The following is a 13,528-nucleotide window of genomic DNA, read 5'->3' as shown; positions in this document are numbered from 1 at the left end:
ATGGCGCTGGTCGGTATTAATAACGAAAACGAGTTTTACTCTAACCACTATCTGGGCGAAGTCTTTACCAGTGACATTCGCGATGTACTGGAACCCTGGATTAACCAGGAAAATGCCGCTCGCGAAGCTGAACGTGCTGCCCGTGAAAAGGGCAAAGAGGTTGAGGCGGGCTACCGCGCACCGTGGAACCAGCTTTACAGCCTGGCGACAGAGTTTTTCCGCAAACTTACTGAACATGAGAAACAGCGCCAGATCCCACAGCGTCTTGCCGATCAGCGCAGTCGCTGGCAGCCGCTGTTAAAGGCATTGGGTTATGAACTCAATCCGCATATTCAGATGCTGGATGACGATACGCCTTTGCCGGTACTGGCTCGTTACAACAGCACCGACGGCAGTCCGTGGCTGTGGATTGTTGAAGCGCATGATCAGGATGAAGGAACGCTGGATCCACTGGCGCTGTCGCTGCTGACCGCGCAGTTCCCGGCAGATACCGATAAACATAAGCGCGACAGTCTGCGTAAAAAAGCGAACGGCGAATACCGTAGCTGGCAGGATCTGCTCTCCACGGTGGTCTTCACGCAAAATGAACCGCCGCGTTTTGTACTGCTGCTTGGCAATCGCCAGCTGTTATTGCTGGATCGTACTAAGTGGGCGCAAAACCGTCTGCTGCGTTTTGATTTTGAAGAAATTTTAAGCCGTCGTGAAACGGATACGTTGAAAGCGACGTCGGTGTTGTTACACAAAGACTCGCTGTTACCCGGCAGCGGTGCGCCATACCTCGATTCGCTGGATGACAATTCGCACAAACATGCGTTTGGCGTGTCGGAAGATCTGAAATATGCCCTGCGTGAGAGCATTGAGCTGTTGGGTAATGAAGCGATGCGTTATCTCATCGACAACGAGCTGGCTTATTATACCGGGAAACGTGCTATTAACCCGGATGAGTTGAGCCGCGAATGCCTGCGGTATATGTATCGTCTGTTGTTCCTGTTCTATATCGAAGCGCGCCCGGAACTGGGCTATGCGCCGATGACCGCCAAAACCTATCTGCAGGGATACAGTCTGGAAACGCTGCGCGATCTGGAGATGATCCCGCTGACCAGCGAAGAAGATCGCAACGGGCGCTACTTTCACGATAGCCTGAATATGCTGTTCAAACTGGTGCGTGACGGCTACAGCGGCGGCGTGAAAATGCAGGGCGACCTGGAGAGCGGCGACCGGATCACTATTCACAGCCATCAGTTCAGCGTGCCGCGTCTGGAAAGCCATCTTTTTGAAGCGAATAACACCCGTATTCTTAACCGTGTGGTGTTCCGCAACGAAACCCTGCAACAAATTATTCAGGCGATGTCGTTAAGCCGCCCGGGTAAAGGACGTTTTAATCGCCGGGGGCGTATCTCCTATCGCCAATTGGGTATCAACCAGTTGGGTGCAGTGTATGAAGCGCTGCTCTCCTACCGCGGATTCTTCGCCAGCGACGATCTCTACGAGGTGAAAAAAGGCGGAGAAGAGTTTAACGAGCTGGAGACGGGCTATTTCGTCAGCAAAGACGAGATCGGCAAATACAATGAAGACGAGAAGGTTTACGAAAAAGACGGCAGCCTGCGTATTCACCGTAAAGGCAGTTTTATCTATCGCATGGCCGGGCGCGACCGCGAAAAATCCGCTTCTTACTACACTCCAGAAGTGCTGACCCGCTCGTTAGTCAAGTATGCACTGAAAGAGCTGTTTAAAGAGCAGATTGATCCGATTACCGATCCGCATGCCAAAGCTGATGCCATCTTAAACCTCACCGTATGCGAACCGGCGATGGGCAGCGCAGCGTTCCTTAACGAAGCCATCAACCAGCTGGCGGAAGCGTATCTGTTCCACAAACAGCAGGCGGAAGGTCGCCGCATTCCTCAGGATCGCTACACCCAGGAGCTGCAACGGGTGAAAATGTACATTGCCGACAACAACGTATTCGGCGTGGACTTAAACCCGGTGGCGGTGGAGCTGGCGGAAGTGTCGCTGTGGCTGAATGCCATCAGCGGCGATGCATTTGTACCGTGGTTTGGCTACCAGCTGCACTGTGGCAACTCGTTGGTGGGCGCACGCCGTCAGATGTTCAACAAGAGCGAGCTGACCTACAAAAAAGCGAAAGATCCGAGCTGGCTTAACAGTGAACCGGCCGAGCTGGCGATGAATATTCCACGCGAGGAGAAGCAGATTTTCCACTTCCTGCTGCCGGATAGCGGTATGGCCAACTACAGCGACAAAACCGTCAAACAGCGCTATCCGGATGATTTCAAAGCGCTGGATAGCTGGCGCAAAGAGTTTACCAAAAGCTTTGCACCGCATGAGATTGCCGATGTGCAGCGCATCAGCGGCAAAGTGGAAGCGCTCTGGAACACGTTCCGTCAGCAGCTGAAAGCTGAGCGCCAGAAAACCGCCGACAATTATCCGGTTTGGCCTGCGGAAAATACGAACCAAGCTCGCTCTTCTTTAAGCAGCAAAGATGAAACCTTCAGCGGTCGCCTCGAAGATAACAGTACCTATCTGAAACTGCGCTGGGTGATGGACTACTGGTGTGCGCTGTGGTTCTGGCCGATCGACAAAGCGGATGAACTGCCCGATCGCGGTATGTGGCTGATGGAGATGGAGACTCTGCTCGATGGTATTGTCGTCACGGAAAGAGTCACTGAAGCCGCAGAACAGGCCACCGGCGATCTGTTTGCCGACGAGGGTATGGTGCGTGAAGAGTCTTCGCTGTTTTCCGGTGCTGGTCGCCTGAAAACCGATGTGCTGTTCCGCCATTTGCCGCGTCTGGCGATTGTTGATGCGCTGAAGAAACAGCACCGTTTCTTCCATTGGGATCTGGAATTCTGCGATTTGTTTGCCGAACGCGGCGGCTTTGACCTGATGCTCGGAAATCCCCCGTGGCTGAAGGTCGAATGGCAGGAAGCGGGCGTGCTGGGCGATTACGAGCCGGAGTTTGTGCTGCGTAAGCTGAGCGCCTCGAAGCTGGCAACGTTGCGAATTGGTACTTTTAACGCCATTCCGGCGCTGGAAGATGCATGGCGCAGCGAGTATGAAGGCTGCGAAGGGATGCAAAACTTCCTTAATGCGCAGCAGAACTACCCGGTGCTGCGTGGCGTGCAGACCAATCTGTATAAATGCTTCCTGCCGCAGGCATGGCGTTTAGGATCGCAGAAAGGCGTGGCAGGTTTCCTGCACCCGGAAGGGATTTATGACGACCCGAAAGGCGGTCAGTTGCGTGCGTCGGTGTATCCGAGGTTGAGAGCACATTTTCAGTTTCAGAACCAGCATATGCTTTTCCCTATCGCTCACAGGGCAAAATACAGTATTAATATCTATACAGCTTTACCAAGTCTTCCTGTCAGCTTTATCAGTATTGCTAACCTTTTCTCAGCCAAAACGATCGAGCTTTGCTTTGCTCATGATGGTTCCGGTGAAGTTGGCGGCATTAAAGATGATGAAACAGGTTCATGGAATGAAGCGGGGCATCAAAGCCGTATTTTAACTGTCGGGATGGAACGGCTCGCTCTATTTGTCAGTCTTTATGATGAAGAGGGTACGCCGGCTCTTGAGGCTCGACTTCCTGCGCTTCATGCTGAACCGCTTGTTTCTGTACTTGAAAAATTTGCAAAGCAGCCCAAACGGTTGGGGGGCTTGCAGGGGCAATTTTTCTCTACGGTCATGTTTGATGAAACATATGCCCAAGATGAAGGATCAATTAAGCGTGATACTCAGTTTCCGGAAAAACCATCACAATGGATTCTGTCTGGTCCGCATTTCTATGTCGGAACGCCGCTTTATAAAACACCTCGAGAGATTTGCACCGAGAAAGGACATTATGACTGCCTCGATCTGCTAACTCTGCCTGATGACTATCTGCCGCGCACTAACTATATTCCGGCATGTGATGTGCAGGAATATGCTAAACGTACACCACGCGTTACGTGGACTGAACCGGGTGAAGATGAACCGAGAAAGGTGACGGAACATTATCGTATTATTGCTAGCCGAGCCCTAAGTCAGGCCGGAGAGCGAACACTACAAAGCTGTATTGTCCCACCTTTAGTCGCTCATATTGATGGTATATATAGTACAGTTCTAAAAGCAGATGATAGTTTGATCAGTTTTGCTGCTTCTTGGGCATCTGTACCTATGGATTTCTTTGTGAAATCGACAGGGAAGAGTGATTTCAGGGGAGATTTGGCAAAGAGGATGCCATTACCTCAGTGGGGTGAAAAAATCAATTTAGTCCACTCTCGCGCTTTGCTCTTAAATTGTGTTTTGCAAAATTACAGCGAGCTATGGGGCAAATGTTACAACTCAGAATTTAACACCCAGCGTTGGAGCCGTAACCTCCTGCAGCTACCACAAGATATCTTCGCCAACCTGACTCCAGAATGGCAGCGTAACTGCGCTTTACGCTCCGACTACAGCCGCCGTCAGGCGTTGGTAGAAATCGACGTGCTGGTGGCGCAGGCTCTGGGATTAACCCTTGAAGAACTGCTAACCATCTATCGCGTTCAGTTCCCGGTGATGCGCCAGTACGAAGCCGATACCTGGTATGATCAAAACGGCCGCATTATCTTTACCCCAAGCAAAGGGCTGGTGGGCGTTGGCCTGCCGCGTACCGCGCGTAAAGCGGACCTGAAAAACGGTTTTGTCTTTAACGTCGACAGCCCGGACTGGTCCGGTGGCGACTGTACTGATCAAGCTATTGGCTGGGATGATGTCAAGCATCTGCAAACTGGTACCGTCAGCGTCACTTTTGATGACTATACTCGCAGCGACGAAGGTGAGCGCCGAACCGTCACCTGGCAGGCTCCGTTTATCAAGCCGGATCGCGAAGACGACTACAAAGTGGCCTGGGCATTCTTTGCACAAGATAAGGAGAGCGCCTGATGCTGCCTTCTGTTGTTAGTCGGCAGGTTGCCGACAGCGTTGCCTCCTTTTTACGGGCAGCCTTCCCGCTTAACAGCCCGCTGTTTAATGGTAAAGAAAGCAATAACGTCTCAATGCTGGAGCAATTTCTGTCCCAGCCGGAAACGCTGCTGAAAGGGCCGTATCTTTCCGCTCAGCTGCCGTTTCGTAAAAGTGATTTACCGCTGAACTTCTTTCCTAACCTGACGCTGCCGTTCCCGCCGCATGCACATCAGGCGCAGGCGTTCCAGCGCCTGGGTATCGAGATGCCTCAGCCGACGCTGGTGGCGACCGGGACGGGTTCTGGTAAAACGGAATGTTTTATGTTCCCGCTGCTTAACCATTGTGCTGGGGCATCAGAGGCCGGTGTTAAAGCGATCATCATTTACCCGATGAACGCCCTGGCAACCGATCAGGCCAGCCGTTTCGCTAAAACCATCGCCAGCGATCCGCAGCTGCATGGCAAAGTGACTGTCGGCCTGTTTGTCGGCGACAGTGAAATTGAGCCCAGCAAAAAGATGTCTGCGGATAAGGTCATCACCTGCAAACATACTCTGCGTGAGAACCCGCCGGATATCCTGCTGACCAACTATAAGATGCTGGATTACTTGCTGATGCGCCCCGGCGATCAGAAACTCTGGCGCTATAACCAGCCTGGGTCACTGCGTTATCTGGTGGTGGATGAACTGCATACGTTTGATGGTGCGCAGGGGTCGGATCTGGCCTGTCTGGTGCGCCGTCTGAAGTATCACATCGGTGTCGATGACAAGCGTTTTGCCTGCGTGGGGACGTCGGCTACCGTAGGTGATGAACTGGGACAACTACTCGATTACGCGAAAACGATCTTTGATCAGCCATTTGGTGATGATGCGGTTATTCGAGAAGATCGCTACACGGCGGCAGAGTATCTGCAAGGTTATACCATCGAGTACAGTCAGTATCCGGGACAGGATGTCAGCGTAGCGCTGGATCCGCAAACGTACGCCAGCCCGGTAGATTATCTGAACGGACAAATTCCGCTGTGGTTCCCGGATAGTTCACTGCAATTACCTGCCGATCTGGACAGCGATCGCGGACGTGAAAAGCGTATTGAGTTGGGCTCATTGTTACGTCGCCACAGCATCCTGCACGTACTCCTTGAGGATTTGCAGGGGGGAATTTTGTCGGAACAGCAGTGCCTGGAAAATCTCCAGGTGATGCTGGCGGAAAGCGCCGGGCACGCGACCCGCGTGCTGCAAAGCATTCTGGCACTGATTGCCCAGGCGCGCCTGGAGGTTCCAGAAAAACAGGACGATCGGGAAAAGCGCCTGCAGGTGAACAAAGCGCGGCCCATTCTGCCCTTTGTGCAACTTCGTTCTCAGCTGTGGTTGCGCGAGATGCGCCGCCTGGTTGCTAGCGTGTCAAAAACACCTGAGCTTGTTTTTGCTGATGATGTCGCGGTGGAAGATCGCGAACATTACCTTCCCGTTATTCACTGTCGTGACTGCCATGCTACCGGTTGGGCGAGCCTGCGCCATGGTCAGAGTGTTCAACTCGAAACCGACCTGGACGGTATTTATCGTCAGTTCTTCGAAAAAGGCCGTTCGATTGTATTAGCCTTCCCGGACAACAACGATAAACCGGTCAGCGGTGTTCACGAGAAACTGTGCCCTTCCTGTTTAAAGCTCAATAAGCAAACTAACGTGCAGTGTGGGCATTGTGGCCATACTGATCTGCTACAAGTACTCATCCCGGATATGCTCAAAGAGCGTAAGGATGAGCTGGAATTTGCTAACGAATGTCCGTACTGCAACAGCAAACAGGGTATTTCGATTCTTGGGTCACAGGCAGCCAGCCTGTCAGCGGTGATGATCCACCAGCTTTATGGCAGCCAGTTCAACGAACATAAAAAGCTGATTACGTTTTCTGACTCGGTACAGGATGCCGCACACCGCGCCAGTTTCTTTACCGCCCGAACTTGGCCGTTGATGGTACGCGGACAAATCGCCAGCGTGTTGGGTGAAAAAGAAACGTTACCGTTGGATGCCTTTGCGGCACGCGTCTGCCAGCAGGCGCGTGAACGTTCACCGGATGATGCTCATTTTGCCGCGAGCTTCATCGCGCCCAACATGCAGTGGATAAACGATTACCAGACGCTGAAGAACGAAGGCCAGCTGGCAGAGAGTTCCGATTTACCGGAGCTGGTTTCTCTTCGTCTCGACTGGGAGGTATACAGCGAATTTACCCTACGCGCACGAATTGGACGTACGCTGGAGGCCACTGGTTACGCAGCTGCAGGAATTGATATTGCACGTTTCAATTCAGCGATAACGGCGCTTCACCAACAGCTTGTCGAGGAGCTGGGTGATGAAATGGTTGGAGTCAGCGTTGAGCAGGTGGCACACCTGGTGATTGGCGTTCTTTGGCATCAGCGGCAGGCGGGAGCTGTTCTGCATCCGGCGTTCGAAAGTTATCGGCGCGAGGGTAAGACCTTTATGATGACGCAGAAGGAGCGAACTTCGCGCTATATGCCGTCTATTGGTCCGAAAACGCGTAAACCGGCCTATGCCTCGTTTGAAAAAATAAATGGCTTCCATCGACTGATTGGTGCGAAATCCAACCCCAGCTGGTATCAGCATTGGATCAACCGCACGCTCAGCAACGGCAATAATCTGTTTATCAGCAGCCTGGCCGAGACGGTTTTACGACGTCTGTTTGCGACACTGAAAATGACCGGGTTGGTAAAAGACTTTGACACAAAAGGCAAAGAAGCTTGGGGGCTAGTACCTTCGGCGCTGGTTGTGAGTCGTGATGTTGTTCAGCTAAACTGCACTTGCTGTCGTGAGGTTGTTCGGGCTCCGGCCGATCAGGGCTGGCACTGGCGAAACGCGCCATGCCTTTCTCTGCGCTGTGAGGGGCACTATCAGGAAGCTGAAAATACAGTGACCTGGCACTGGGATAATATGGACATCGCTCGTGTTCAGGGGGCAGAGCATACCGGATTACTAAGCCGTGAAGATCGTGAGGCTACGGAAAAATCGTTCTACCGCGGTAATCAGCCATGGAATATCAACCTGCTCTCGGCAACACCGACGCTGGAGATGGGTATCGATGTGGGTGACCTTTCTACGGTATTACTCTGTTCTGTTCCACCCACGCAGGCTAATTACTTACAGCGTATTGGTCGTGCCGGGCGTAAAGACGGCAATGCGCTTAACATTACGGTGGCTGAGGGGAACCCGCACGATCAGTTCTTCTTTGAAGAACCTCTGGAAATGATGCAAGGGCAGGTACAGGCTCCAGGTGTGTTCCTGAACGCAACGGCTATTTTGGAGCGTCAGTTGGCCGCATTCTGCATGGACAACTGGGTGAAAACAGGTGTTCCGGCATCTGCTATCAGCAAAAACGTGAAACAGATGCTGGACGGGCTGGAGTTTGGAAACAAATCTGAGTTCCCTTATAACTTCCTGAGCTACGTCGAACAGCATCATGTGGATATTGCTCAGCAGTTCTCGTCCATCTTCCCTGACCTTATGGAAGACACACGTCTACAGCTCCTGTCATATTTGCAAGGGGCACCAGGGCAGCGTTCTCTGGTTCAACGTATCGAACAAGCATTAAAACTACTGTTGGAGGATCGCAAATCGTTGCGTTCCCGGATTGATAAGCTCAAGCGTAGTATCGATAAGCTGGAGAGCGATCCGCACGATCAAAACTTTGACAGCGATATGCGCGAGTTGACTTCGGAACGTCAGGCGCTGATGACGCTGGTGAACCAGATCAATAACAAGCAGACGCTTAATTTCCTCACCGATGAAGGATTACTTCCCAACTATGCCTTCCCGGAGGCCGGTATTACGCTGCGTTCTGTGCTGTGGCGGCGCAAGGACGGTGGGGAAACGCGTGAGTATCAGAACACGACCTACGAATACGAACGTCCGGCTTCAACGGCGCTGGCTGAGCTTGCCCCGTTGAATAACTTCTATGCGGGCGGGCATAAAGTTGAAATCGAACAGATTGATCTTAAAGTGTCTGAACCTGAAAACTGGCGTATTTGCAGCCACTGTAACTACAGCGAGAATATCGATCAATCCGGCGATCAGCATAAATACTGTCCAAAATGCGGCACACCAGGTTGGGCTGATGCCGGGCAAAAAACGACGTTACTGAAGCTTCGCCAGGTTTATGCCCGCTCAAGCGCCCGCGACAGCCAGATCAGTGATGAGAGCGATAGCCGAGAACCGGCTTTCTTCCAGCGACAGCTGCTAGTCAGCTTCGAAAAAGAGGATGTATCGGCCGCTTATGCCATTGATGAAGGAGAAATCCCGTTTGGCTTTGAGTTTTTGAGCAAAGTGATTCTGCGAGATATCAACTTTGGCAAAATGGCGGATGATGCCAATGAGCTGATGATCGCAGGAGAGGCAAAGAAACGCACCGGGTTTAAAGTTTGCCTCGGCTGCGGCATGGTGCAGCGCCCTCGCGATCATGAACCACGCCATGACCTGAGCTGTAAATATCGCGTTGAACCCGAAAAAGCGAAGTTTGAAGATTATCTCTACCTTTATCGCCAACTGGAATCTGAGGCATTGCGTATCCTGCTGCCGGTAACCAGCTACAGTAACGATCGCGTGGTAGAAGCCTCCCTGGGGGCAGCCATTCAGCTTGGGCTCAAACATTACTTCAAAGGTAACGTGGATCACCTGAAAGGCGTGGTGTATCGCGAGCCGGAAAATGAGGGCGAATCCTGGCGTCAGTATCTGGTGATTTACGACACTGTACCAGGAGGGACCGGCTCACTCAAAGAATTGATGCGTACACCTGACAACCTGCTGAAATTACTTGAGCTGGCCTACAAGGCGTTAGTGGAATGCAGCTGCAACCATGATACGCATAAAGACGGCTGCTATCGCTGTGTTTACGCTTACCGTGACCGCGGGCGTATGAAGTATGTATCAAGAGATCAGGCGCGTCTCTTACTGGCGAAAATCCTGAAGGCCAGTGCTTCTATACGCGTTATTGATTCCATCAAAAACATTTCGCTTGATGCCATGATGGGGAGTGAACTGGAAAAATGGTTCATTCACTGCCTGCAGGATAACAAAAATCTTCTCGTGAGCCGGAGTTATGCCCATCAGAACGCAGGCTGGATTATTAATACCCGTACAGAACCGGCGATGAGCTGGCATCTCAAAGCACAGGTTGATTTAGGGGTTAAAGAAGGGGTTGGCATCCTTAGTCGACCAGATTATGTGCTCTACCCTCTGATGCAGTCAGAAAAGATAAAACCGGTAGCAATTTTCCTGGATGGTTTTGCTTTTCATAAAGATAGCGTGTCGGATGATGTCCAAAAACGGCAGGCGATTAAAGACAGCGGTAATTTTTGGGTATGGACAGTGACCTGGGCAGACCTTCAAGAACAAGGTATTAAACATGTACAGAATGCCATGGGGCTTGGTCATAACCCGGATATGAAACAGCCTAAGTTTTATAACCTGTTCCATGATACAAACTTTGCGGCCCTTGAAGGTTCATTCAGGGAGAGAAACAGTTTCGCACTGTTACTCGATTATCTCACTGATCCCGTTAATAAAACTCTGCTATGGCAGAAAATGGCTGCAGCTTATGCCTGGGTGTGGCTGGATCCTAAAAAGTCTCAGGATACCGGAGCCAAACAAAAGTACGCCTATGAAATGCAGGAGAATGCTCCTGCTTATCGGTTGAATGCGCTTTTGCCTGATGAACCGTTTGTATTCGGTGGTTTACTGGATAGCTGTAGTTCATCACAACAGTTCATTGAGCTGGCATCCGTTGTTCCTCAACAAGCCATTAAATCAACGACAAGCATTGAACAAATGCGAAATTGGTTGAGGTTGCATATTTGCTTTGACGATCGTCATTCGCAGGATGATGGCTATGAAGCTGGATTTAACGGTTTCTGGTGGATGGTGAATTTACTGCAGTTCCTGCCAGATATGACATTCACCAGCCGTAAAGCGGTTCATTTACCGCAGGAGCCTGAAGCGGTAAAAATGCAGACTTCGGTGGTAGTGGATATTCAGACTAACGAGAGCTGGGCGGAGATCCTTGAGTTTGGTTTATTGAGCGCAGAAGAAATCGCTTTGCTTCAGTCGTTATCGCTACCGGCACCGACAGTCGGATATGAATTGCAGGATGACGATGGCGAAATTATTGCGGAAGCCGATCTCGCCTGGCCATTACAAAAGCAAGCCTTGATTATTGATAATCAGGACTTTACTGCTTTATTCGAAAGTAAGGGTTGGCACGTGGCATTCGGGCCAATTGATGAAAATACATTGCAGCATCTGTTCGGAGGTGACAAATGACGGTTCAAGCGCCAATGGTGGCACTTTCTGATGGTTTTCTCGGGGCTTTTGCGCGGATTCCTAAAGCACAGCAAAAAAAGGTCCAGGAATTCATCTCCAGGTTCCGCCAGGATCCGACGAGTAATGGAATTAATTACGAAAAAATCCACGATGCGCGCAGCAATAATGTGCATTCCGTACGTATTGATCAGACTTATCGGGGAATAGTCCTGAAACCCGAGCAAGGGGATTTGTATATGCTGATGTGGGTGGATAAGCACGATGAAGCTTATGAATGGGCGCGGCGACATGATTGTGCAATTCACCCGGTTACTGGTGCGATTCAGGTAATTGATATCAGCTATATTAAACCTACCTCCGAACCTGCTGTTGCTGATAAACCCAAACTCTTTGCTGCTTATACTGCGGAGCAGATCCTCGCGCTCGGTGTTCCTCCTGTGTTTATTGAGCAGGTAATGGCTCTTGTAGATTCAGCAGAGCTGAATCATATAGAAAGCGTGACGCCAGCGGAAGCTTGGGAACCTTTACACTGGCTGGCAGAAGGGCTGGATTACCAGGAAGTGCTGGAGGAGTTTAACGATCACCGTGATGAGCCTGTTGATACCAACGACTTTATTGAGGCAATTGAGAGAAGTAAACGTCGTTTCCATGTCGTTGAAAATGAACAGGAGCTACTGCAAATGCTCAATGCGCCACTGGAAAAATGGCGTGTATTCCTGCACCCGAGCCAGCGAAAACTGGTGGAGTCTCCGGCAAATGGTCCGGTGCGAGTATTAGGTGGTGCAGGTACGGGTAAAACAGTTGTTGCGATGCATCGTGCACGTTGGTTATCCCAACGCCTGGCCGATAAACCCGGTCAAAAAGTTCTGTTCACAACCTTCACCCGTAACCTGGCGGCGGATATTCGCGCCAACCTCCAGCGTTTGTGTAGCCGTGAGGAGATGGCGCGTATTGAAGTTGTTAACATAGATGCCTGGATGAGCGAGCAGCTTAAACGCCATGGATATGATTTCCGCGTGGTCTATGACAGCGATGAAGGGCGACGTAAATGCTGGAACTATGCCTTGCAGCAAGTCCCTGCTGAATTGGGATTACCGGATAACTTTTATTCAGAAGAGTGGCAACGTATTGTTCAGCCGAATGCTGTTTACAGTCGTGAAGAATATCTGAAGGTGAGCCGTATTGGTCGTGGCACGGCGTTATCACGTATTCAGCGTGCGAAAATCTGGCCTGTGTTCGAAGAGTTCCGGGCACAAATGGCGCGAGCCAAACTGCGAGAGATGGGTGATGCCATGCATGAGGCTATCATCCTGTTTAAAGAAAAACAGGTGCAATTGCCTTATAGCAGTATCGTAGTCGATGAAGCTCAGGATATAGGCGCACCGGCCTTTACCCTTATTCGTAGACTGGTTCCAGAGTCTCCGAACGATCTCTTTATCGTGGGTGATGGACATCAGCGTATTTACCGCAATAAAGTCGTTCTAGGTCAGTGTGGGATTAACGTTCGTGGGCGCCGTAGTAAAAAACTGAAAATTAACTACCGGACTACAGAAGAGACGCGACAGTTTGCTGTCGGGTTGTTAACCGGCGTTAAGGTTGACAACCTGGATGGTGAAACTGATTCCTGCAACGATTATTTATCATTGCTTCATGGTGAAAAACCCATGATTACTCATGCTTCAGATTTTAAGGAAGAGGCTGAGACGATTATCAAGCAAATTCAGGCGTTGTTAGCCAATGATGTCCGTTCCCAGGATATCTGCATTACTTCCCGCACGCGGCATACGAATGAGCGCTATGTGTCAGCTCTGAATGAAGCGGGAATTGAAACTTTTAATTTAGGGAACGATAGTGGCGACAGTGATCAACGGGCCGGTGTTCGCATTGCAACAATGCACCGCATTAAAGGGCTAGAGTTCCAGTATGTGTTCCTTGCCGGTATCAACGATGGCGTTGTACCGGAAGTAAAAGCCATAGCATCTGACGATCCTGTTGAACAACGTGATGCACTATTTAATGAACGTGCGCTGCTCCATGTTGCAGCAACTCGTGCGGTAAAAGGATTGTTTGTTTCTTCATTCGGTGTACCAAGTACATTATTAACTGTTAAGTAATATTTTTCTGTATGGGCCTGGAGGGCGAATTTTTCTGGCTCTTAGTACGATATTGAAGCTAGAAATATGGATCTTAGGGTTTATGTATTTTCTGTCCGTTCAGTGGGCGAATCACATCGCTGGCGCCAACTCTGACCCAGCGTTGCGGTCATCGCC

The 13,528-nt window shown here is 50.8% G+C and carries 3 protein-coding genes; all 3 read left to right on the top strand.

What is annotated here, in order from left to right:
- From ACOTYB_RS01550 to ACOTYB_RS01540, 3 genes are read left to right on the top strand one after another with little or no spacing between them, the layout of a single operon-like run.
- Entirely contained in the window at positions 1–4,917 is a 4,917-nt protein-coding gene (locus ACOTYB_RS01550) for a hypothetical protein (RefSeq protein ID WP_409248707.1), read from the top strand.
- The gene (locus ACOTYB_RS01545; protein WP_409248708.1) at positions 4,917–11,258 is read left to right on the top strand and encodes a DEAD/DEAH box helicase; all 6,342 of its coding nucleotides are present in this window, start codon (positions 4,917–4,919) and stop codon (positions 11,256–11,258) included. The genes ACOTYB_RS01550 and ACOTYB_RS01545 overlap by 1 nt, the downstream gene beginning before the upstream one ends.
- On the top strand, positions 11,255–13,372 hold the full coding sequence (locus ACOTYB_RS01540; protein ID WP_409248709.1) for a UvrD-helicase domain-containing protein: 2,118 nt from the start codon (positions 11,255–11,257) through the stop codon (positions 13,370–13,372). The genes ACOTYB_RS01545 and ACOTYB_RS01540 overlap by 4 nt, the downstream gene beginning before the upstream one ends.
- Positions 13,373–13,528: the final 156 nt, after the last annotated feature.

This window comes from Enterobacter cloacae complex sp. IR5450 (genome assembly GCF_049238665.1).
In the GTDB taxonomy this organism is placed as follows: Bacteria; Pseudomonadota; Gammaproteobacteria; order Enterobacterales; family Enterobacteriaceae; genus Enterobacter; species Enterobacter hormaechei_C.
Note: the sequence above shows the minus strand (reverse complement) of the source record. Positions and strands in the feature narration are given on the sequence as shown.

Excerpts from the sequence above, each read along its gene's own strand:
- ACOTYB_RS01550 (WP_409248707.1), top strand. The coding sequence starts at position 1 with ATGGCGCTGGTCGGTATTAATAACGAAAACGAGTTTTACTCTAACCAC.
- ACOTYB_RS01545 (WP_409248708.1), top strand. The coding sequence starts at position 4,917 with ATGCTGCCTTCTGTTGTTAGTCGGCAGGTTGCCGACAGCGTTGCCTCC.
- ACOTYB_RS01540 (WP_409248709.1), top strand. The coding sequence starts at position 11,255 with ATGACGGTTCAAGCGCCAATGGTGGCACTTTCTGATGGTTTTCTCGGG.